Raw genomic sequence first — 21,535 nt, forward strand, 5'->3', positions numbered from 1 at the left:
AAGAGGACAAAACGCGATGATTAATCTGGAACTACCGCCAAAAGTCACGAATATTGAGAAAATGGCCCACGGCTTGGCCAAATCCATGTTCCGACCCATTTCACGAAAGTACGACGCCGCCGAGCACGAGCCGCCGAAAGAGCTCGATGCCATGAAACAAATGCTGGGCAGCATGGGCGGCTTCGGAGACTCCGGCGGGAAGAAAGACAAGGGCGAGAAGAAAGAGCAGGCCCCTGGAGTCAAGAACGGCCAGAACCTGATGTCGGTGCCAGCCATCACTGCCATGTGTTGGGGTGACGTCGGCCTGATGATGGCAATCCCAGGCCAAGGCCTCGGCAACGCGGCCATCATGGCTGCGGCCACGCCGGAACAAAAAGAAAAGTTCGGTAAAGTCTGGGCGGCGATGGCCATCACCGAACCCGGTACCGGTTCCGACGCCGGCAACATCCAAACCTCTGCCAAGCGTGACGGCGACGACTGGATCATCAACGGCGAGAAAATTTACGTCACCGACGGCGGCCGAGCGACGCATGTCGTTGTATGGGCCAACATCGACAAATCCAAGGGCAAGGCGGGCATTAAGTCCTTCGTCGTGCCGAAGGACTTGCCGGGTGTCGAGGTGGTCCGGCTGGAGAAGAAGATGGGTATCCGCGCCTCGGATACTGCCGCGATCAACTTCACCGATGTTCGCGTGCCCTCGGAAAACCTGCTGGGAACGGCCGAAATCAAGGACAAAAAGGAAGGGTTCGGCGGCGTCATGCAGACGTTCGACAATACCCGCCCGGCGGTTGCCTCCATGGCTTTGGGCGTCTCCCGCGCGGCCTTGGATCTGACTACGGAACTGCTGGCCCGGGAAGGTGTGGAAATCACCTACGAGCACACCCGGTTCCGTGGTAATGCACTCGAAGCGGAAATGGAATGGATGGAATCGGAGTGGGACGCCGCTCGCCTTCTGACCCTTAAAGCTGCCTGGCTGGCGGACAATGGAATCCCCAATTCCAAAGAAGCATCGATGTGTAAGGCAAAAGCCGGTCGCGTCGGCAGTTACATCACGCTTCGCTGCGTGGAGCTGTGCTCCAACCTCGGCTATAGCGAAGTTGAGCTGCTCGAGAAGTGGGCCCGTGATTCGAAGATCCTGGACATCTTCGAAGGCACTCAACAAATCCAGCAACTCATTGTCGCCCGCCAAGTGCTGGGTAAAAGCTCGAAAGAACTCAAGTAGTCGAATTATCGATTCATTGAGTTTATCTAAACCCCTGTCAACGTGCTGTTGATGGGGGTTTTTATTTGGGCTCGACGCGGCTCACCAGAAAGGACATCATATACGTCGACAGTGAATCTGTCCGACGACCAAATGATTAGCTAGATACTTGTAAGAAATTGGGGGCCCACCTTCCATATCATCCGGGTTTGGAGAGCGAACCAGATGATCGATGCCGCGACAAAGACAAAAATGCGCATCGCCAAACGGGAGATGGTGACCGGACCAGGAAAGAATAACTTGATAGCCGCAGAGAAACGTTCTGGCTTCCGAAGCTTCGAGCTCAAGGGACCGGGCGCACTGACCCGAAAGCGCCAAACGGCATCCCGAGCCGCACTGATGGGAAGCTTTTTCTGGTTTTTCCTTGCCGGAATGACAGTTTGGACCCGACAACTGGGACTCACGGACATCCCGATGGCCGATCTATCCCGGTTTATGGTCTTCGCCGCGTTGATCGTTGCCGCCAACTACACGTACTTCCGGACCGACGTGTGTCTGCGCGTGCCCATTCACTTCCGTCATGTCACGCTGTTCGTCACGATGGGCCATGCCCTGTTGATGATGGCCTTTGGCGTGACGGACGGCTTCACTTATCTGACAGTATTCACCTCCGTGATGGGGTTGCTGACCATTCTGGCATTTCTGGGACTGACCCACGGTTTCACGGTGAGCTTTATCGCGGGCATTTCCCTGTCATTGGCGTTTCACGGCGCTTATCACTTCACCCCCCATCACGGCTTGACGGTGCCCCCCAATATCTACGCCGTGGTCACCGCGACAGGAATCACGCTGTCTCTGGTCACGTCAGTGGTCAACGGATTGAACCGGATCACAAAATACCGTTTCGTCGAGTTGTTGAGAAAACAACATCGCCAGACCGAAATCATCCGGGAACAAAACGAGGAACTCGACAGGAAAGCGCTGGAACTGACCCGTTTCAACGAATCGCTCCGTCAAATGACCATGGTGGACGGACTGACTCAGGTCGCAAACCGGCGCTGTTTCGACGACACGCTGCGCCGGGAGTGGATTCGGCTCCTGCGCCTGGGGGACAACCCCCAGCGGCTATCAGACCCGGAACACCCGCCACAGATCTCGCTGATTTTGCTCGATATCGACTATTTCAAGGCCTTCAACGACACCTACGGCCACTTGGCCGGTGATGACTGTCTGCGGCGGGTGGCCGAAGCCATCCGTGGCGCCACGTTACGGCTAACCGACCTGACCGCCCGCTACGGCGGGGAGGAATTCGCCGTACTTCTACCCGACACAAACTTGGATGGCGCCGAGCAGGTCGCACGAAGAATATTCAATAATATTAATGAGTTATCCATACCGCATGCCGACTCAGGCGTAGCCGACCATATCACCGTCAGCATGGGGGTTGCGCACGTATCGGAATTCAAGAACCTACAAGCGAGGCACTTGGTCCATTTGGCGGATAAAGCCCTTTACGACGCCAAAAATCAGGGTCGGAACCGCATCATCGTTGTCTCGCGCCCTTAAGACGCAGTGGATCAGCCCTACTTAGGCGGCTCTGTTCAGACTTCGAGGGACGCCAAGCAACGCTCCAACTGGATGGCATCGACGGCGAACCGACGTATCCCATCCGCCAGCTTTTCCGTCGCCATGGCGTCTTCGTTCAACGACCAGCGGAACCGCGCCTCGTCCATTTCCATCCGAGGCAAATCGGCGCGTTCCGCCGCATCGGGCGACAACATGGGCGGAACCGCGCCACTTTCACCGCTCAATTCTTCCAGCAACGAAGGGGCGATGGTTAACAAATCACAACCCGCCAATGCCAAGACTTGATCCTTGCTGCGGAAGCTCGCGCCCATGATTTCGGTCGAAAAGCCGTACTTCTTGAAATAGTGGTAGACACGGGTCACAGACAATACGCCCGGATCTTTGTCGGGCGGATAGCCATCGACCCCGTCCCGTTGGCGATACCAGTCGTAGATGCGACCGACGAATGGAGAAACCAGTGTGGCACCGGCCTCGGCACAAGCGACCGCCTGGGCCAGACAAAACATCAGGGTCATGTTGCAGTGGATCCCTTCTCGTTCGAGTTCGCGCGCGGCCTGGACGCCTTCCCAGGTCGTGGCCAACTTGATCAGTATCCGATCGCGCGACACCCCGGCTTTCTCGTATAGCGATATGAGCCGGTGGGCTTTTTCAATGCTCGCCCTGGCGTCAAACGACAAACGCGCATCCACCTCCGTGGACACGCGCCCGGGAATCATGCGTAAGATCTCACAGCCGAAGTTGACCGAGAGTTTGTCCATCGCCGCGCCGAGGCGTTGCGACTCAGTCTCGTGCTGCCGACGACCGAAGGCCACGGCTTCCTCCAGCAGTGATTGATAATCTGCCTGCCGAGACGCGGCGAGAATCAACGTGGGATTGGTCGTGGCGTCTGTGGGCCGATAGTGGCCAATTGCAGCGATATCCCCAGTGTCCGCCACCACCACACTGTGCTGGCGGAGCCCTTCCAATTTATTCATCTTTGATCACTCGGTTAGCCCATCTGCGCGATAGAACAGATCGGTTTTAGTCACAATTTTCTCGGATACTTTCTCGGAGCCCCTGCAACCGCTGCTCACGCTCGCCCTCGTCCAGCCAACGCTGCTGCTCGGGGAGAAAAACCCGCGGGCGCTGCTCATACCATTGCAATTGCTGACGGGCCTGATCGCATCTTTCGGAGCGCTCGGCGGCGGCCGCCGCCTTTTGCTTTTCCGCCGACTCCTTTTCCAACCGTTGCTCGCGAGCAGCTTGGGCTGCCTCTTCGGCGGCTTGCGACGGCCGACTGTCGATACCCTGATGCATTGATGGATCGGACCGGATAATTTCGGCCTCTGCACCTACCGGCGGATGATCACCATAATGCACCCGCCCGTCCTCTACCCAGCGGTAAGTCTCCGCGATTGCCGCAGGCGTCAACCCACTGACGAACAGACAGCCTGCTGAAAAAACCAAGAAGATTCTGGCGAACAACCTCATTTCGAGTTTCTCAATGGTTGTGGGCCCGCTCGGCCGACTATCATATCGGATTCGGCCAAACTGAGGCACATGCGAAGACCGGCCATTTAAGCAGCGCACGCGTCGTCGCCGGGCCAGTTGAAGAAACGCTCGGCATTGGCCCGCGTCACCACCGCCAGATGATCCATCGGCTGCTGTCGCGCCTTCGCGACAGCAGCCAGAACGCGCGGCAAATACATCGGTTCGTTGCGACGCGATTTTGGCCTCGGACGCAAATCTCGCGGCAGCAAATAAGGGGCGTCGGTTTCGATCATCAGACGATCATCCGGGATCAGGCCGGCTAAATCCCATAAGTGAGCTCCCCGTCGTTCATCGCAAATCCAACCGGTTAACCCCACATATAAGTCCATATCCAGGTAGGCCGCCAGTGACTCGCGATCACCGGTAAAACAATGCACCACTGCAGCGCTGATGCGATCGCGATAACGGGCTAGAATCGCGATAAACCGGGTATGGGCATCCCGCTCGTGCAGAAACACCGGCAAACCCGTATCAGCCGCGATCTCCAGCTGCACTTCAAACGCCCGCTCCTGATCTACGCGGGGCGAAAAATCGCGGTAGAAATCCAGTCCCGTCTCACCCACGGCACGCACCTCCGCCACCGCCGCCAGATCCGCGATATGCACGAATTCGGCCGCACCATGGCTCGCCGCATGATGCGGATGAACGCCAGCGGTGCAGGCCAGGCGTGCCGGATAGGCTTGGGCGAGCGCCAACGCTTGTCGGCTGCATTCAAGCCCGCTGCCCGTCACCACGATCCGCTCAACGCCAGCGTTCTCGGCCCGTTGCAGCACGGCGTCCAAGTCCTCGTGGAAGCTCTCGTGGGTCAAGTTGGCGCCGATATCAATCAATCGAAATTCCGGATTTGCCGCGGATGGCGCGAGTGGCCCGGGGGACGAGGCGATCATTTCGCCTCCCCGGATGTCCGGATCTGACGCGATTGCCGCCAGAACTTGGCCGCGAGCCACAAAGGAACCAAGCCCAACAACACATAACAGACCGTAACCACCACCGGCGCGACACCATAGGGTGGCGGCTGCAGGCGGAAGTAATGCCCCCAAACCAGCAGGCCACCGAGCTGCCAGATGGCCGTTGAAGCCAACGCACTCATCGCGCGAATTCTCACCGGCGAGGTCCGGCTGGGCACCCCCGCCCGCCCTTGCCACCGCGACAAACTAAACCCGATAGCGAGCAACGCCACGCCGAGCAAAGTGAAAAGGTAAGAGTTGAACCTCAGAGCTGGCCGCAGAAAGGACTTCTGTGGATCCTCGGGATCAAAATAGGCGATCACCGTCGCGCCTTCCGGGTAATCCTGGACGAAACGCTCAGCCGCCGCGCGATCCATTCGCCGCGGATTAGAGAACAACTGATCGGAACGATAAATCCCATCGCCGAGTTGGTATCGGTAGCGCACCACGGGAACGAAAGCGCCATCGTCCAACTGCCGAACCTCGGCGCTGTATACTTCAGCAATCGCCTCGCTCTTGTCCACAATGCTGCGATGCTGGACCACTACGCCTTGCAGACCGATAAACAAGGACAGCACGCTCAACAGCACCGCCGCCAAGAGCATGCTGCGCCGCGCTGCTGACTCGGGCGCCGTATCCGGTGGAGGGTCACCCGGAACTTGTGTTGTCATTTCACACTTTCTCCCCAACTAAAATGGCTGCACCGTCGCGTGGAGATTCCGAAACTCGCAGCCGTATAACCCGTGATTTTTCACTGAAATTGAAATGAATTGAACGACGGTATAGAATTGCGGCCTTTCACGATTCCGCCCAATGCAGTCATCCGAAAAGCCGTGAGCCGCACCCCCATTTCCAAGCCAGACGAACAAGAAACCGGCGAGCGCATTCTTCAAACCGCGTTTGAAATGTTCGGACGCTACGGTTACGACGGCGTATCCATCGACCAGATTTCCCGCAAATGCAGCTTGAGCAAAGGCGCATTGTACTGGTACTACCGGAACAAGGAAGCCTTGTTTTTCGAGTGTCTTAAACGACTGCGGAAACTGATGGTCGCCCATGTTTACGGTCCGATGGCCGCAACGGACGATCCGCGTGAACAAATGCTGCTGTTCTTCCAGGGCATCGAGAGCGTGCTCAACGACTCCGAGAATCTCGAAAGCGTATCGGGTCTTCTGATCGGCGTCGGCCGGGTTGACCGCTCGTTGATTCAGGAGTTCCGCTCCCGGGCACGTCTGGATGCCGAACAGTTTCTGGCCCGCATCCTCGACAACGGGCGAAAAATGGGGCATTTCCGATTCTACGACGAATCCAGCATCCCCATCGCACGCGCGCTGTTTGTCATTATCGAAGGCTGTCTGGTTCAGGCTCGGTCTGAGACCGCGGAGCATACCGCGGATGCGCTGCATCAAATCGCGATCGGCTTTTTCCTGGCCTGTGGTTGCCGACCACCGGCGGCACTGGGCCACGAACCGGCCAGATCGCGCCCGTCTTGACACCCCTTCCGGGCCAAACCTATAGTGCCAAACGGCAAGATTCCTACCGTTGCTCCATTCAGTCGGCGCTGTATTAGCCCGTCCCGGAGCGGCTATACCCCCTTGCCACCGCGAAAAATCCGAAGCGACCAAGGCGAGCTGCGGATAATGAACGCCCGCACGCCCGATGACTTTTCGTCGCCTGAGGACCAAAACAAGCCTAGGACAGGGATTTCTCATGTTCTCCAGATTCTTCAAGCGCGACCAAGGCCCGTTCACCCTCACCATTGAGGGTTTGGACAAACCCATCGAATGCGATGGGAAAACATTTTTGCTATCTGCAGCCCTTCGAGAAGGCATCCCGATCCCTTACAGCTGCCGGGTGGGCGGCTGTGGTACCTGCAAGGTTCGTTTAATCGAGGGGAAGGTGAAGGAATTCACGGATAAAACTTACTTACTTTCCCAAGAAGAGCTTCAACAGAACTATATCCTGGCCTGTCAGAGTCAACCGCGGAGCAACGTTCGCATCCACGTCGACGATCTAGACCTGTCGGCGGAGGCCCGGGCTTCGGTTCACAAGGAAACCGTGCGCGAAGGCACCATCGCCGGCACGCGAGTGCTCACCCACGATATCGTGGAACTGACCGTCGAACTCGACGGTCCCATGGATTACACGGCCGGGGAGTACGCCGACATCAGCGTTCCGGGCGTCATCGAAGAGTCACGGTCCTACTCGTTTTCTACCAAACCGGACCCAGAGAACCCGAATGTCGTGGTATTCCATGTCCGCAAGGTGTCCGGTGGCAAGTTCACCGAATGGCTGCACGGTGAAGACCGCGTGGGTTCCCGGTTGTTGGTCAAAGGCCCCTATGGCGACTTCTGGCTGCGAACAGCTGATGCACCCATGGTTTGTGTGGCCGGCGGTAGCGGCATGGCGCCGCTCAAAGCGCTGTTGGAGCAAGCAGTGGCCGATGGTGCTTCACGAGACTGCACATACTTGTTTGGCGCCAGAACGCAAAAAGATCTCTACTGCCTGGACGAGATGACCCAAATCCAATCGCAATGGAAAGGGCAATTTAAGTTCGTACCGGTCCTATCTGAAGAACCAGAGGATAGCGACTGGCAGGGACGCCGAGGCCTGGTTACGGATCTTCTGACAGAAATACCGAATTTATCGGCATCTCACGCCTATATGTGCGGTCCCCCACCAATGCTCGATGCGGCACTCGCGGTGCTCGAGCAATCGGGCGTTTCTGAAGACCACATTCATTTCGACAAGTTTCTAGACAAAAGCCACTTGGCAAAGATCGATCACACGGAGTCATAGCAAGGCCCGACTACGGCAGCGCCGAATACCGGTCATCTCCGTTTCTTGCGTCATTCAAAAGGCCGGTAAACGCCTCCGCAGGCACGGCCGGACTGAATAAGAAACCTTGATAGGCATGGCAACCGTTGTTTTGCAAGAACTGAAGTTGCTGTCGGGTTTCAACACCCTCAGCGATCACGCTGAGTTTGAGGTTTCGCGCCATGGCGATGATGGTGGCAACGATTTCCATGTCGCTCGGGTCTTGGGGGATGTCTCGGACGAAGCTTTGGTCGATCTTCAGCACATCGATTTCAAAGCGCTTGAGGTAGGCGAGCGACGAGTGACCGGTGCCGAAATCATCAATGGACAATGCAATCCCAAGGGATTTCAGCTGCGCCAGGGCCTGATGGGTACGCTTGTCGCTCTTCATCATCGTGCTTTCCGTGATCTCCAAGCCCAGGCGTTCGGGCGCCAAGCCCGTCTGGTCGAGAATTCGTCGTACCGTATCGGCCACACCTCCGCGAACGAACTGGATCGTCGACAGATTCACGGACAGTTTGAACCACGACGGTAGCGAACCCTCCCAAGCCTGGGCTTGCCGGCACGCGAGCTCCAACACCCGGGCGCCGATGGGAACAATCAACCCAGTCTCTTCGGCCAAGGGAATAAATTCAGCGGGCGAGATCATCCCATCCTGCGGATGTCGCCATCGGACAAGCGCTTCAGCCCCCACGATCTGCCCAGTCTCGAGTGAGACCTGGGGTTGATAGAAAACCTCGAATTCATCCCGCTCCACAGCCTTTCGCAGCTTCGTCTCGAGGGCCAAACGGGCGTTGGCGGTCTCGGTCAGCTCATCGGTATAGAACTGAAAAGTATTGCGGCCATGCTCTTTGGCGCGATACATGGCGGCATCGGCATGCTGAATCAGTTGCGTGGCATCTGAGCCGTTGGCCGGGTAAATACTGATGCCAATACTGACCCCAATGTAGACTTCCTCACGGGCGCCAAGCGTAAACGGTTGCGCCAATGCCTCGATCAATTGCTGGGCGACCGTCGCCGCCTGTGTTGACCGATCAACATGTTCCAAGACCAAGACAAACTCATCCCCGCCCAGGCGAGCCAATGTGTCATCGTTGCGGATACGGGCCGTCAATCGCTGGGCAATCCCCTTCAACAAACGATCGCCCATGGGATGGCCCAAGCTATCGTTCACGTTTTTAAAGCGATCCAAATCGAGAAACAACACCGCCAGCTGATGTCCACGTCGCGCGGCACGATCCAAGGCACGGCTTAGACTGATATCCAACATGTGGCGGTTCGGCAGATCGGTCAGCGGGTCGTAGTGAGCCAGCCGTTGTAATTTTTCCTCGGACTCCTTGATTCGGCTGATATCCGAGAAAACGGCGACGTAATTGGAAACCCGCCCCGCTTCGTCCTGCACCACGCTGATGGTCGACCAAGCCGGGAACAGCTCACCGTTCTTACGTCGCTCCCAAATCTCGCCCTGCCAATGGCCAGAGCCGATGATCGAAGCCCAAATCGATTGATAAAATTGATCATCGTGAACACCGGAGCGCATCGTGCGACTGGCGGAGCGACCTTCGAGCTCTTCCGACCGATAGCCGGTGATGTCACAAAAAGCGCGGTTGACTGCCAACACGCGCTTGTCGAGCCCAACAATCATCACCCCGTCTTGTGTACTCTCGAAAACGGCCGCCGCTTGCCGCAACTGCGCTTCCGCCCGATTGCGTTCGACGATCTCCGATGCCAAACGTGTGTTGGTGGTTCGCAACTCCGAGAGGGTCTGGCGCAAATTGGTCATCGTGAAATACGTCAGCAGACCCACCGTCGAAACCAGCATGATGAAGAACAGGGAGGTCGAGAAAAACTCGCGCGCGACCGAATCGATCATGATCGGCGGAACATACAGTCCGGTCAGTTCAAGTACGAGTAATAGAATGGCATAGCCGGTAACCGCCGCCGTCATGGCCAAAGCATACGCCGGCGCGAGTAACGTCCCGCCAATCATGATGGTCCAGATGAACAACATCCAAGCGCCGGAGTGAATGCCGCCGAATACGAACACGCCTGCCCCGATTCCGATCAGGTTGCCAAGACAATGCAACCAAATCATGGCGCGAATTCGCCCGCGCTTGGCCTGCCAGATACAAATAATCGAAACGGGACTGAATAGAACCGGGAACGCAAGGCCGGCCGCGGCATGGGCCTTGGGCATGACACCCAAATAGCCGGCGATAATAAAGGTGATGGCAATTGCGGCGACGACCCCCGTACTAATCACCATCAGGGTGTTAAAGACCTGACCCAGTTGAGCCGTTTCAGGATCTTCGGACTGCACAGAAACCAACCGCGCCCACCAACTGGCGATCACGTTTCCGACTGTCGATTTGGCGTTGTTCATGCGTCCGGTATCGTCCCCCAGGCGGCGCTCACCCGCATGCCGGCCGCTCATTTAATCCAGCCCGGTATGGATAAAACGGCTACAGGACAGGTTCTTTTTTTTATTCAGTCACAGCGCGACCGACCGATCATTTGTCGCGCTAAACACCGGATTAGCGCCATGCGCCTTTGGCGTAAGACGGTCTGAAATCGAAATTGTCGTCCGTCAGTTTTTATCGGCGTGAGCGAAGGAGTCTTTACCCATATCTCGGGGCAAGGGCAGCGAATGGATGTCAGTCGTTGGTGTCAAGATAGCGGTCGAAACTGACTAACGAAGTTCCGCCACCACGGGTACGTGATCGGACGGCCGTTCCCATCCCCGAACAGCGGCGTCGATTGCGCTGTCAGTGCAGCTTTGCGCCAACGTTTCGCTGAGAAGAATCAGATCGATGCGCAAGCCCCTATTGCGACGATAGTTGTTCATTCGGTAGTCCCACCAGCTGAACGCGTTGTCGGCTTGTTCAAACAAGCGAAAACTGTCCACCAACCCCAACTTCAACAACGATTCCAGGGCAAGGCGCTCCAAGTCGCTACAGAGCACTTTGCCCCGCCATTCGTCCGGGTCATGTACATCCCGGTCCTCCGGCGCGATATTGAAATCGCCCACCACAGCCAGCCGACTGTGAACGCTAAGTTCGCCCGACAAAAAGGACTGAAATTTTTCCAGCCACCGCAATTTGTATTCATATTTATCGGAGCCCACCTCCTGGCCGTTGGGGACATAAACGTTGATGAACCGCAAATCTCCAACGGTACAGGCCAATAGGCGGCGCTGCGGATCCTCGAACCCAGGCAGATCGGTGATGACGTCCGAGACCGGCGCTCGAGTCAAGACAGCGACACCGTTGTAGGTGGGCTGACCCGCGTACACGACCTGATAACCGGCCGCCTCGATCGCCTCGGCGGGAAACCGTTCATCGGGTAACTTCGTTTCCTGCAAACCCAGTACGTCGACCGGATTGTCCGTCAGCCATTCCAGGACCTGGGGTAGACGGACGTTAAGCGAATTGACATTCCAACTGGCGATTTTCATGCTGCGATGCCTGAGTGTCGCAACAGCGGCTCAATGTTCGGCTCCCGCCCGCGAAAGGCAATAAACGAGTCTCGAGCATCCCGCGAGCCACCTTGTTCCAAAATGGCTTCAAGGAAATGACGACCAATCGCGGGGTCGAACAAACCGCGTTCTTCAAATGCGGCAAAAGCATCCGCCGACAACACTTCGGCCCATTTGTAGCTGTAATACCCAGCCGCATAACCACCCGCAAAAATGTGGGAGAAGCTGTGAGGAAAACGATTCCAGGCGGGCGGATAAACGACGGCCACGCGCTCACGAATGGCATCGATAACCTCCTGCACCCGTCCGCCCTTCTCCGGGTCATAGTCGCTGTGGAGACGAAGATCGAACAAGGCAAACTCCAACTGCCGGACCATCTGCATGCCCGACTGGAAATTCTTTGCATCAATCATTCGGGCAAACAGTTCATCCGGCAACCGGTCCCCGGTTTGCACATGCGCGCTGATCAAATCGAGCACTTCCCGCTGCCAGCACCAGTTCTCCATGAACTGACTCGGCAGTTCCACGGCGTCCCATTCCACACCGTTGATGCCGGAAATGGGTAGGTAATCGACTTTGGTCAACATATGGTGGAGACCATGCCCGAACTCATGAAACAGCGTGACCACTTCGTCGTGTGTCAGCTGTGCGGGCTGGTCACCCAAAGGTGGTGTGAAATTGCAGACCAGGAAGGCTACCGGTGTTTGAACATGCGCTCCAACCAACCGTCGGCCGACACAATCAGCCATCCAGGCTCCGCCTCGCTTATCTGACCGCGCATACAAGTCGGTAAAAAACTGCCCGCGCAAGCGCCCGTCGGGGTCTCGAATTTCGAAAAACTTCACGTCCGGATGCCAAAGCTCGCCGTGATGGCCTTCGGCAATCTGCACGCCATACAACCGCTGAACCAGCCCGAACATGCCTTCGATCACGCGGGGCGCGGGAAAATACGGCCGCAAATCCTCCTGCGACAACGCATGTTTGGCCACTCTGAGTTTCTCGCTGTAGTAAGCAATATCCCAAGCTTCCAGCGGCTTGATCCCGTCGGTCTGGGCGGCGAAATCGGTCAGCTCATCAAGTTCCGACTGGGCAACTGGCCGCGAGCGTTGGACGAGATCTAGCAAGAACTCGTTTACTGCGTCCACATCAGGCGCCATCTTGGTTGCCAACGACTGCTCAGCGTAGTCCGCATACCCGAGGATCCGAGCCGCTTCGTGGCGCAAGCGTAAAATGTCTTCCATCACCGACGTATTGTCCCACCGGCCACCGTGAGGGCCTTGATCCGAGGCCCGCGTGGTATAGGCTTCATACACTGCTCGCCGCAATTCGCGGTCATCGGCGTAGGTCATCACGGCATGGTAGCTGGGGAACTCCAGCGTCACCAGATACCCTTCCTGCCCTTCCCGCTCGGCGTATTGGCGGAGCTGGGCTATTGCCGATTCGGGCAGCCCGTTCAGCGCTTGGGCATCCCCAAGCGGTTTGTTCCACGCACGGGTGGCATCGAGCAAGTTCTCTTGGAATTTCGCGCCGAGACGCGACAACTCCTGCATGATGACTTTGAAACGCGCCTTATCCTCGCCGCCCAGGGTGACGCCCGCCAATTTAAAATCCCGCAGCGCATTGTCGATCACGCGCCGCTGGGCCGGCGAGTATCGAGCGTAGTCGGCACTCGCCGCGATCTCGTGAAAAGCCTCGTACAGGGCGTGGTTATGCCCCAGTTCGGTACCGTACTCGCTTAACTTCGGCAAACACGCATTGAACGCGTTCCGCCAGCCTTCCGAATCCTTGACCGAGTTAAGATGGCTGATGGGCGCAAAGACCCGATCCAAACGGTCCTGCAACACTTCCAGTGGCTCCACTAGGTTCTCCCAAGTGGGCGTTCCCTCCTGCTCCAACAGGGCCTGGATACGACGACGATTGTCCTCGATTACGCCGGTTATCGCGGGCTCCGCATGTTCCGGCCTGATGGCGGAAAACCGGGGCAAGCCGTTAAATTCCAACAATGGGTTATCCATGGGGCTTTCAGTTTCCACGGTTGGTTTGCCAGTCGAACACGAAAATTCATCGGCAAGTTTGAGTACTAGCGGTATCTGAGCGCAGCATCAGGCACCAGACCGATCCGGCGCACCGATGAGCTACCGAGCGAGCTAATGTACCATGGCCTTTTTGGGCCCACCAAGATGCCCTTTCCTGGTCCACTTTGTCACCGGAGCTAATACAAATCATGGCATTCGATTTCGACCTATTCGTGCTGGGCGGGGGCAGCGGCGGACTGGCCGCTGCCAAGCAAGCGGCCGACCACGGCGCCCGAGTCGCGCTGGTTGAACGTGAACGACTGGGTGGAACCTGCGTCAACGTGGGCTGTGTCCCCAAAAAAGTGATGTGGTATGCGGCCCACATGGCCGATCAACTGGAGGACGCGCCCGCCTATGGATTCGAAGTCAAACGGCCGGAGTTCGACTGGCCCGGGATCAAGGCCAAGCGGGATCGGTATTTGCAACGGCTTAATGGGATTTATGCCGACCAGCTGGATCGCCGAGACATCACTACGCTCCGGGGCGAAGGCCGATTCAAAGGACCAAACACCCTCTCCGTCGGCGAGAAAATATACACCGCCGAGCATATTGTTATCGCCACGGGCACCCGCCCCAACATTCCCACCACCCCGGGCGCCGAGCTCGGCATCACATCCGATGGGTTCTTCGAACTGGATGATCGCCCGCGCCGAGTCGCGGTGGTGGGAAGCGGCTACATCGCGGTGGAACTGGCTGGCTTGCTGAATGCGTTGGGAACGGAAGTCGAGCTACTGCTACGCCGGGACAGACTGCTACGCCACTTCGACCCCATGCTGGGAGAGACGTTGGCCGAATATATGGCGGAGGACGGCATCCGGATCCATCACCATACCCACATTCAACAAGCCCGACGGGTGAGCGAACAGGAGATTCGCATCGTCACCGACGCGGGTGATTCTTTCGACGGCGTCAATCAACTCATATGGGCGATCGGCCGACGGCCCAACGTGGAAAACCTGAACTTGTCGAGCGCCGGTATCGCGCTCAACGCGCATCATTTCATCCCAACCGATCGGTACGAAAACACCAATATCCCCGGCATCTATGCCCTCGGGGACATCACGGGCAAGAGCCAGCTGACGCCCGTGGCCATCGCAGCGGGCAGACGACTGGCCGATCGCTTGTTCGGCAATCAGCCTGACCGGCACCTCCACTACGAGACGATCCCGACGGTGGTCTTCAGCCATCCGCCCGTTGCCACGGTGGGATTGACTGAGCCGCAGGCAAAACAACAATACGGTGAGGACAACGTGCGCGTTTACACCAGTCAGTTCGTGCCACTCTACGGTGCCATGTTGGACACAAAGCGCCGCACCCGTATCAAACTTATCACCACGGGTCTCGATGAGAAGGTCGTCGGCCTTCACATGATCGGCTCGGATGTGGACGAAATTCTCCAGGGTTTCGCCGTGGCGATCCGCCGCGGTGCCACCAAAGCGGAGTTCGACGACACCCTGGCCATACACCCGACCACGGCGGAGGAAGTGGTCACGCTCCGCTGAGGATACAGCGCATGACAATTCGAACATACGGAAACACACAACCCAAGCTAGGGCACGGCGTTTACGTCGATAGCGCCGCGACGGTCATCGGCGATGTTGAACTCGGTGATGATTGCTCGGTCTGGCCCGGTGCGGTGTTACGAGGCGATGTTCATTCGATCCGGATCGGCGCCCGAAGCAATATCCAAGATGGTTCCATCTGCCACGTCACCCATGATGGGCCATTCAGTCCCGGCGGTCTGGCACTGAGCGTGGGTGAGGATGTTACGGTGGGTCATCGGGTCATTCTCCACGCCTGCCAGGTGGGCGATCGCTGTTTGATCGGCATGGGTGCGATCGTGATGGACGGTGCGGAGATCGAAGATGAGGTCACGGTAGGTGCCGCCGCACTGGTCACTGCCGGCAAGCGACTTCGAACAGGGTTCTTATATGTGGGCACACCTGCCAAACCGCTACGGGCGCTCACGGATGAGGAACGGGCGTTTCTCCGCTATTCGGCGGAGCACTACGTTCGGCTAAAAAACAAGCATGCCGCCCGGGGATGATCAATCGTTGTGATTCGACGGCTCCTATAATTTGAAATCATGCTGGGCTCCAAACGAAAAAAAAACCGGCACAGCAAAGCGCCCACGGTAAGCGGCAGGCCGGGAGGTCAGCTTTACCGGATACTGTTGCGCCTACAAACAGCCGCCATGGTATTGGCCGCCATCGTTTTGCTTGGGACTGCGGGATTCTACGGGCTGGGGCCCAGCGACGTATCCATCACCGACGCCCTGTATATGACATTGATCACCATCACCACGGTGGGCTACGACGAAGTTATTCCCATAGAAACCCTCACCAGCCGGATCTTCACCGGCCTTATCTCGATCAGCGGGTTCGGTACGCTGACTTTTCTATTCACCAGCCTGTCCGTTTTGTTTTTGGAACGGGATCTGGACGAAACCCTACGGAGACGCCATGTGGAACACGAGATAAAAAAACTCTCGGGGCACTACCTGATCTGCGGCTTCGGCCGCGTTGGTCGCAACGTGGGCAGAGAATTGAAAGCCACTCACCGCCACTTCGTCGCCGTCGACCCGGATGAAACGATGCTTAAAGCGCAACTGGAACGGTTCCCGGGTCTGCTCTATCTGGCGGGCGATGCCAGCGACGACGACCTACTGTTCGCCGCGTGTATCGAAAACGCCCGGGGCGTATTCGCCGTCACCGGTGATGACAGTTTAAATCTGATGATCGCCCTCACATCAAAGCAACTGAATCCGAAGGCACGGGTAGTGGCACGCTGTCAGGAAGTGCGCAATGCGCCCAAACTGCGAAAAGCCGGTGCCGATGCCATCGTTTCTCCCGACTTTACCGGCGGCATGCGGATCGCTTCTGCCATGGTCCGCCCGCACACGATGTCATTCTTCGACGAAATGCTGCGAACGGAAGAAGGATGGCGAATCGAAGAAATCCCGCTACCCGAGAGCACACCCACGTTCGAACTACAACGCTTGCCACCGCGCAGCGAACACTACATGGTGGTGGCTGTCAGCACGGACAAAGACTTATTGTATAACCCCTCGCCCCAGCAGTCGGTTTCTAGTGGCGACACCCTCATCGTCATTGCCTCGCCCGAAGGGCGAGCGCGGGTCGAACAAGCCATCAACGCTTTCAACCGATAAGTGCGCGTGAATGAACCTTAGTAGGCGTCCAGTCCGAAGAATTCGTAATGTAGAAGCACGCTTAAAGCCACCATCAAACGTTTGTCAGTCACGCCGTTCCTGGACGGACCGATACGGATCGTCCCGGCAGCTTGTTCATGGCGTTGCGACCACAATCGTTTCCACCAAGCCGAAGACCAAGGGGAAGTCGTAGCGACGCTATGCTGAAACACCGCGACTAACTCATGACTGACGGCGTTTCGTATTTTCAGCATGCGATGATCGCCGCGAACGATGTTGCGGCAGAAACCGGGTAGACCCCCGTCGGTATTCCGGATCAGGGTCGTCACCTCTCCGACGCCGTTTTGGAATCGGTAGCCCAAAAGACGACCAAAGCTCGCCATCCCCTCGCAATCGGACAACGCATAGTCGGTCACACCGACGCCGGGCAAGCGTATCATCACGAATGGACGCCCGATGTTTTGTTCGACCGGGCGGAATCGGAGCTCGTAAATCGTTCCTAAACGAGTGACGGCATCGACATCATAGGTGGGCTCTTTCGAACTGCCATAGATACGGTAGGTGCGCAGATACCCATTGGGCTTACCTTCAGGCTCCGTGCGCCAAGTCAGGGAAAGTTCTTGAGACATCTCGGGTTGGCTCTTTATAGTTAGCGTTATCGGTATCCCTACACGAGATATAAGCGTTTCACCACCCTAGGTAAAGTTCACGAAACGCTCCACTTTTGTCACCAACCAAAGGCTGGGAACATCAGCGGTTTCAAGACAATTATCGGCTAAGGCCTGAGAAGCTGGAGCCCGACAGAATCACTCGATCTGTCGATCTCCGCTAAACAACCTCAACCTCTCGCCAAAAAGCCACCCGCCCCCTGATGGCATTTGCGGACGGTTTGGGATCCGGGTAATACCAAGCGGCGTCCTTATTGACCTCGCCAGCAACGATTACATCGTAATACGAAGCTGTCCCTTTCCACGGGCAAACCGTTTCGGTAGAACTGGTGCGCAAAAAATTTTGATCTACCGAATCGAACGGAAAATAGTGATTACCTTCAACCACCACGGTGTCGTTACTCTGCGCAATTACTTGACCATTCCAAATCGCTTTCACACCGATCACCTCCAACACTGGCCTCACAATCCCTCACCGCCGTCACGGCACCGAGCAGATACATGCCCGATTCAACCATGAGACCGGACAAGCGCTCTTTGGCTTTCAGCGTGCTTAGTTCAAGGTCAGAAACTGACGGTACGGGTCCAACAATGACAAATTCTTTCAGCCAAGGGGTGACGTAACGCGTCAACCCTCCCAATTCATCTGATGCAAAAAAAACAACAAAAACAAATAATTTCATGAGGTTAAACACGACGAATCATTCTTCAAAACGCAATTGGCACGAATACCGCTTGAATTACGGCGATCCGGTGGCAAAACACCAAAATGCCCGTTGAGGGCCAACACATAAAGACGACTACAACGATTCGGGAGACACCCCATGCGCAAGCTGACTTGCACCTTCGCTTTTCTATCTGCCCTGATGGTGTTGCCGTTCGCGGCGAACGCCGAAATTCATGAACTTACCGACGGCGAGTTGTCCGCGATCTATGGCCAAGGCTATATCCTCATGGCCGGTGATATGACGTTGCTCGAGGTACCCTATCTGAGCGAACTCACCATGATGGTGGGGCCGGTTAATCTGGGTGATATCGGCGGGATGCTGGAAGACAAATACCCCGCGCTGTTTAGCGAAGGACGCGACCGTGTGGTTGACGTCGCAAGCACACTGCTGCTAGGCCCGATCAATTTCGAACTGGGCTTACTGCCTTTCGGTATCGGCGAAGCCTTCATGTTGTCCCTGAGCCACGCGCCTTCCATGCCGTAATCTGGACAACGACAAATACAAAAGAGAGCGGCCTCGGCCGCTCTCTTTTTTTTCAGCACCTCGACCACCTCTCACGGGGGAGCATGCCTTAACGCATTGATCACCGCCGCTGTTTCGGGAAGTATTCCTCGCCAAATCTCGAACGAGGCAGCCGCTTGCTCAACCAGCATACCGAGCCCGTCGATCGCCTGCGCCGCACCGTGGCCCAATGCCCATCGCATAAACGCCGTGGGTTCCCGAGCGTAGACCATGTCGTAACAAACCGTTGTGGGCATGATGAGCGTCGCGGGCAAAGACGGCACCTCACCGCGCAAACTGGCGGATGTGGCATTGATGATGACATCGAACGGGAGCACGCCCACATCGGTAAAACCACCGGCCGCGACGGAACCGAGATCACGAAACCTCTCCGCCAGTTCATCGGCACGCTCCGGTGTGCGGTTGGCCACGAACAACTGTAGCGGACCGGCCTCCAATATGGGCGCCATAACGCCACGGGCCGCTCCACCCGCACCCAGCAATAAAACGCGTCGACCCGCCAACTCGACGCCGTGGTTCCGCTGCAGATCGCGCAATAACCCTTCGCCGTCGGTGTTATCGCCCACAAGCACGCCATCCACGGTCCGCATAAGGGTATTGACCGCGCCAGCTTGTTCGGCCCGGGGATGGGTTTGATCGGCAATCAGAAAAGCGTCCTGCTTGAACGGAACAGTGACATTGATACCCTGTCCGCCGCGTTCGAAGAAGTCTTGAACGGCTTGGCGAAAACCATCGGCGGGAACGAGAATGGCCTCGTAAGACAAATCCTGATGGGTCTGCTCGGCAAACATCCGGTGGATCTCTGGCGAGCGGCTGTGGGCAATAGGATTGCCCATGACGGCATAGCGATCGGTCATGGTGGCACCCTTTTTGCAGTGATATTCTAAAGCTGGCGTAGCCAAGCCGCCGCTTGTTTGGCGAAATAGGTCAAAATGGCGTCCGCACCGGCCCGTTTGAACGCGATCAACGACTCCAAAACCACCGCCGTCTCGTCCAACCAGCCATTTTCGCTGGCCGCCTTCAACATGGCGTACTCGCCGCTGACCTGGTAGACGAAAGTCGGCACGCCAAATTCATCTTTGACCCGCCGAACCACGTCCAAATAAGGCATACCCGGCTTGACCATCACGATGTCGGCGCCTTCGCCCAGATCCAACGCCACTTCGTGGAGCGCTTCGAGCGCATTGGCCGGATCCATCTGATAGGTTTTTTTGTCCGCACGGCCGAGATTGGCCGCCGATCCCACGGCATCACGAAATGGCCCATAGTAGCTCGACGCATACTTGACGGCGTAAGAAAGAATGCGGGTTTCCGTGAACCCGCCGCACTCCAACGCCGCGCGAATGGCGCCGATCCGCCCATCCATCATATCGGATGGCGCCACCATGTCCGCACCCGCCTCGGCGTGGGAAAGGGCTTGCTGAACCAACACGGCGACGGTCTCATCATTGAGCACATCGCCCCGAGCGTTCAATAGGCCGTCCTGGCCGTGGCTGGTAAAAGGATCCAGCGCCACATCGGTGATCACACCCAACTCCGGAAGTGCGGACTTCAGCGACCGCACAGCCCGCTGAGCCAAGCCGTCGGGATTGAACGCTTCCTCGCCATTTGGAGTTTTCTTTTCGGGGGGAGTGACCGGAAATAACGCGACCGCCGGCATCCCCAGTTGAACCAATTCGCGGGCTTCTTCCACCAACAGGTCAATGCTCAAACGCGCCACGCCTGGCATGGACGGAACCGGCTCACGCCGATGTTCGCCCTCAACGACGAACACCGGCAAAATGAGATCATCGGTCGTCAGGACATTTTCCCGCACCAAGCGCCGGGAAAATTCCGCTTGCCTCAAACGCCTGGGACGGGTTGCCGGATAGCTTGCGCCGAATCTGGTCATCGCGTGCTAGGCGGGTTTGCGGGCCGAGAAAATCCCGTATTGCCACAAACCCTGCTGCAGCGCCAGCCATTGACGATGAACCGCGCGTATGTTGCCGTCTTGCGTGCGATTGCGAATCCGGAACAACAACAGGATTTTTGCACCCCATCGGGAAAGTGCTGCGTATTGGTACAGCCGTTTTGCCGACGGTTTGACGTGCTCTGTGGCGTCTTCCATATCGACGTCGACAAAGCCAGTTTCATCGAGGTCGCGGCGAAAATTGCCACTGTATTCCAAATCCTGAACACTCCAGCCGGATATCCATTCCTGGAGAATTTCGGTTTCTTCCGGCGCGTATTGAGGACGGGAGAAAAAGAAGTCGGCCACGACAAGACGTCCACCCGGTTTCAAAATACGAAACGCCTCTCGAATGAAATCCGCCTTGTTCTCAGCGTGACAAACCGACTCGACACCCCAAACAACGTCGAAACTCGCATCGGGATAGCCGGTGTTGATGAAATCACGTCGCTCGAAGGTGACTTTGTCGGCCACGCCATGCTTGTTTGCGTTTGTGGCCGCGTGATCCACTTGTTGTTGGCTCAGAGTAATGCCAGTGACCGAACAGCCGATTTCTCGGGCCAACCAGATCGAGCTGCCGCCAACCCCACAACCGGCGTCCAATACACGATCTTCCGCTGTGATACCCACGCGTTCGGCTAACACCTGGTTCTCGCGCAGCAAGGCATCGGATACGCCCTTGGTGGTCTCGTCCCAATAGCCGAAATGCATCGCCATGCATCGGTCGAGACGCCAAAGCATTTTGTAGTCGATCTCGCAATTGTCGTAGTAGTCGATAATTGCGTTTTCGTAATCTTTGCTGGTCGCCTGGTTCACAACCTCGCTCCTCCCAAGAATCGTTCATACCGGCGCACAAAAGTGCCCGTAA

At 57.0% G+C, this 21,535-nt stretch carries 21 protein-coding genes; 8 read left to right on the top strand and 13 right to left on the bottom strand.

Going from position 1 to position 21,535, the window contains the following annotated elements; genetic code table 11:
• Positions 1–16: 16 nt before the first annotated feature.
• Positions 17–1,222: an acyl-CoA dehydrogenase family protein gene (locus SVU69_00210; protein MDY6941415.1), complete on the top strand. Its 1,206-nt coding sequence runs from the start codon at positions 17–19 to the stop codon at positions 1,220–1,222.
• A 204-nt stretch (positions 1,223–1,426) separates the two neighbouring features.
• Positions 1,427–2,767 carry a diguanylate cyclase gene (locus SVU69_00215; protein MDY6941416.1) on the top strand — a complete coding sequence of 447 codons (1,341 nt, stop codon included), beginning with the start codon at positions 1,427–1,429 and terminating at the stop codon, positions 2,765–2,767.
• Between the two features lie 35 nt (positions 2,768–2,802).
• Here SVU69_00215 and tal read toward each other — a convergent pair whose 3' ends face one another.
• The 4 genes from tal to SVU69_00235 all read right to left on the bottom strand — a co-directional run bounded on the left by tal (position 2,803) and on the right by SVU69_00235 (position 5,936).
• Entirely contained in the window at positions 2,803–3,762 is a 960-nt protein-coding gene (tal, locus tag SVU69_00220; GenBank protein ID MDY6941417.1) for a transaldolase, read from the bottom strand.
• Between the two features lie 46 nt (positions 3,763–3,808).
• The gene (locus SVU69_00225) at positions 3,809–4,258 is read right to left on the bottom strand and encodes a DUF4124 domain-containing protein (protein MDY6941418.1); all 450 of its coding nucleotides are present in this window, start codon (positions 4,256–4,258) and stop codon (positions 3,809–3,811) included.
• Between the two features lie 86 nt (positions 4,259–4,344).
• A complete protein-coding gene (locus tag SVU69_00230; protein MDY6941419.1) occupies positions 4,345–5,148 on the bottom strand; it encodes a TatD family hydrolase in 804 nt (267 codons plus the stop codon).
• A gap of 53 nt (positions 5,149–5,201) precedes the next feature.
• Positions 5,202–5,936, bottom strand: a complete 735-nt coding sequence (locus SVU69_00235; GenBank protein ID MDY6941420.1) for a DUF3592 domain-containing protein — start codon at positions 5,934–5,936, stop codon at positions 5,202–5,204.
• A 99-nt stretch (positions 5,937–6,035) separates the two neighbouring features.
• Here SVU69_00235 and SVU69_00240 point away from each other — a divergent pair, with 99 nt between their 5' ends.
• Complete coding sequence (locus SVU69_00240; protein ID MDY6941421.1) at positions 6,036–6,758, top strand: TetR/AcrR family transcriptional regulator; 723 nt, start codon at positions 6,036–6,038, stop codon at positions 6,756–6,758.
• 217 nt (positions 6,759–6,975) lie between these two features.
• Entirely contained in the window at positions 6,976–8,064 is a 1,089-nt protein-coding gene (locus SVU69_00245) for a 2Fe-2S iron-sulfur cluster-binding protein (GenBank protein ID MDY6941422.1), read from the top strand.
• A 10-nt stretch (positions 8,065–8,074) separates the two neighbouring features.
• Here the strand turns inward: SVU69_00245 and SVU69_00250 are convergent, their stop codons facing one another.
• The 3 genes from SVU69_00250 to SVU69_00260 all read right to left on the bottom strand — a co-directional run bounded on the left by SVU69_00250 (position 8,075) and on the right by SVU69_00260 (position 13,572).
• On the bottom strand, positions 8,075–10,516 hold the full coding sequence (locus SVU69_00250; GenBank protein ID MDY6941423.1) for an EAL domain-containing protein: 2,442 nt from the start codon (positions 10,514–10,516) through the stop codon (positions 8,075–8,077).
• A 255-nt stretch (positions 10,517–10,771) separates the two neighbouring features.
• Complete coding sequence (xth, locus tag SVU69_00255) at positions 10,772–11,536, bottom strand: exodeoxyribonuclease III (GenBank protein MDY6941424.1); 765 nt, start codon at positions 11,534–11,536, stop codon at positions 10,772–10,774.
• Positions 11,533–13,572, bottom strand: coding sequence for a M3 family metallopeptidase (locus SVU69_00260; protein ID MDY6941425.1), 2,040 nt, complete (start codon positions 13,570–13,572; stop codon positions 11,533–11,535). Before SVU69_00260 ends, xth begins: the two co-directional genes overlap by 4 nt.
• 209 nt (positions 13,573–13,781) lie before the next feature.
• On the opposite strand from SVU69_00260, the gene gorA reads away from it, so the two are divergent.
• From gorA to SVU69_00275, 3 genes are all read left to right on the top strand, one after another.
• Positions 13,782–15,134, top strand: a complete 1,353-nt coding sequence (gene gorA / locus SVU69_00265; protein ID MDY6941426.1) for a glutathione-disulfide reductase — start codon at positions 13,782–13,784, stop codon at positions 15,132–15,134.
• Positions 15,135–15,145: 11 nt separating this feature from the next.
• Positions 15,146–15,679: a gamma carbonic anhydrase family protein gene (locus SVU69_00270; GenBank protein ID MDY6941427.1), complete on the top strand. Its 534-nt coding sequence runs from the start codon at positions 15,146–15,148 to the stop codon at positions 15,677–15,679.
• Between the two features lie 126 nt (positions 15,680–15,805).
• Positions 15,806–16,801, top strand: coding sequence for a potassium channel family protein (locus tag SVU69_00275; protein ID MDY6941428.1), 996 nt, complete (start codon positions 15,806–15,808; stop codon positions 16,799–16,801).
• Positions 16,802–16,818: 17 nt separating this feature from the next.
• Here the strand turns inward: SVU69_00275 and SVU69_00280 are convergent, their stop codons facing one another.
• From SVU69_00280 to SVU69_00290, 3 genes are all read right to left on the bottom strand, one after another.
• Positions 16,819–17,430 (bottom strand): hypothetical protein, encoded by a 612-nt coding sequence (locus SVU69_00280; protein MDY6941429.1) that lies wholly within the window; start codon positions 17,428–17,430, stop codon positions 16,819–16,821.
• Between the two features lie 199 nt (positions 17,431–17,629).
• Entirely contained in the window at positions 17,630–17,908 is a 279-nt protein-coding gene (locus SVU69_00285) for a DUF427 domain-containing protein (protein ID MDY6941430.1), read from the bottom strand.
• Positions 17,868–18,152, bottom strand: coding sequence for a hypothetical protein (locus tag SVU69_00290; protein ID MDY6941431.1), 285 nt, complete (start codon positions 18,150–18,152; stop codon positions 17,868–17,870). Before SVU69_00290 ends, SVU69_00285 begins: the two co-directional genes overlap by 41 nt.
• Positions 18,153–18,293: 141 nt before the next feature.
• Between SVU69_00290 and SVU69_00295 the strand changes: the two genes are divergently transcribed.
• Positions 18,294–18,680, top strand: coding sequence for a hypothetical protein (locus SVU69_00295; protein ID MDY6941432.1), 387 nt, complete (start codon positions 18,294–18,296; stop codon positions 18,678–18,680).
• Between the two features lie 71 nt (positions 18,681–18,751).
• Here SVU69_00295 and aroE read toward each other — a convergent pair whose 3' ends face one another.
• From aroE to SVU69_00310, 3 genes are read right to left on the bottom strand one after another with little or no spacing between them, the layout of a single operon-like run.
• A complete protein-coding gene (gene aroE / locus SVU69_00300; protein ID MDY6941433.1) occupies positions 18,752–19,576 on the bottom strand; it encodes a shikimate dehydrogenase in 825 nt (274 codons plus the stop codon).
• Positions 19,577–19,602: 26 nt separating this feature from the next.
• Positions 19,603–20,610: a porphobilinogen synthase gene (gene hemB, locus SVU69_00305; protein ID MDY6941434.1), complete on the bottom strand. Its 1,008-nt coding sequence runs from the start codon at positions 20,608–20,610 to the stop codon at positions 19,603–19,605.
• A 6-nt stretch (positions 20,611–20,616) separates the two neighbouring features.
• Positions 20,617–21,483 (bottom strand): methyltransferase domain-containing protein, encoded by an 867-nt coding sequence (locus SVU69_00310; protein ID MDY6941435.1) that lies wholly within the window; start codon positions 21,481–21,483, stop codon positions 20,617–20,619.
• Positions 21,484–21,535: the final 52 nt, after the last annotated feature.

It is taken from the genome of Pseudomonadota bacterium, assembly GCA_034189865.1.
In the GTDB taxonomy this organism is placed as follows: Bacteria; Pseudomonadota; Gammaproteobacteria; order UBA5335; family UBA5335; genus JAXHTV01.

Bases quoted from the DNA above. Each gene is read 5' to 3' on its own strand.
- SVU69_00215 (MDY6941416.1), top strand. From the start codon at position 1,427: ATGATCGATGCCGCGACAAAGACAAAAATGCGCATCGCCAAACGGGAG.
- SVU69_00235 (MDY6941420.1), bottom strand. From the start codon at position 5,936: ATGACAACACAAGTTCCGGGTGACCCTCCACCGGATACGGCGCCCGAG.
- SVU69_00270 (MDY6941427.1), top strand. From the start codon at position 15,146: ATGACAATTCGAACATACGGAAACACACAACCCAAGCTAGGGCACGGC.
- SVU69_00250 (MDY6941423.1), bottom strand. From the start codon at position 10,516: ATGAGCGGCCGGCATGCGGGTGAGCGCCGCCTGGGGGACGATACCGGA.
- tal (MDY6941417.1), bottom strand. From the start codon at position 3,762: ATGAATAAATTGGAAGGGCTCCGCCAGCACAGTGTGGTGGTGGCGGAC.
- SVU69_00290 (MDY6941431.1), bottom strand. From the start codon at position 18,152: ATGAAATTATTTGTTTTTGTTGTTTTTTTTGCATCAGATGAATTGGGA.
- SVU69_00260 (MDY6941425.1), bottom strand. From the start codon at position 13,572: ATGGATAACCCATTGTTGGAATTTAACGGCTTGCCCCGGTTTTCCGCC.
- gorA (MDY6941426.1), top strand. From the start codon at position 13,782: ATGGCATTCGATTTCGACCTATTCGTGCTGGGCGGGGGCAGCGGCGGA.
- SVU69_00295 (MDY6941432.1), top strand. From the start codon at position 18,294: ATGCGCAAGCTGACTTGCACCTTCGCTTTTCTATCTGCCCTGATGGTG.
- SVU69_00245 (MDY6941422.1), top strand. From the start codon at position 6,976: ATGTTCTCCAGATTCTTCAAGCGCGACCAAGGCCCGTTCACCCTCACC.
- SVU69_00210 (MDY6941415.1), top strand. From the start codon at position 17: ATGATTAATCTGGAACTACCGCCAAAAGTCACGAATATTGAGAAAATG.
- hemB (MDY6941434.1), bottom strand. From the start codon at position 20,610: ATGACCAGATTCGGCGCAAGCTATCCGGCAACCCGTCCCAGGCGTTTG.
- xth (MDY6941424.1), bottom strand. From the start codon at position 11,536: ATGAAAATCGCCAGTTGGAATGTCAATTCGCTTAACGTCCGTCTACCC.
- SVU69_00225 (MDY6941418.1), bottom strand. From the start codon at position 4,258: ATGAGGTTGTTCGCCAGAATCTTCTTGGTTTTTTCAGCAGGCTGTCTG.
- SVU69_00280 (MDY6941429.1), bottom strand. From the start codon at position 17,430: ATGTCTCAAGAACTTTCCCTGACTTGGCGCACGGAGCCTGAAGGTAAG.
- aroE (MDY6941433.1), bottom strand. From the start codon at position 19,576: ATGACCGATCGCTATGCCGTCATGGGCAATCCTATTGCCCACAGCCGC.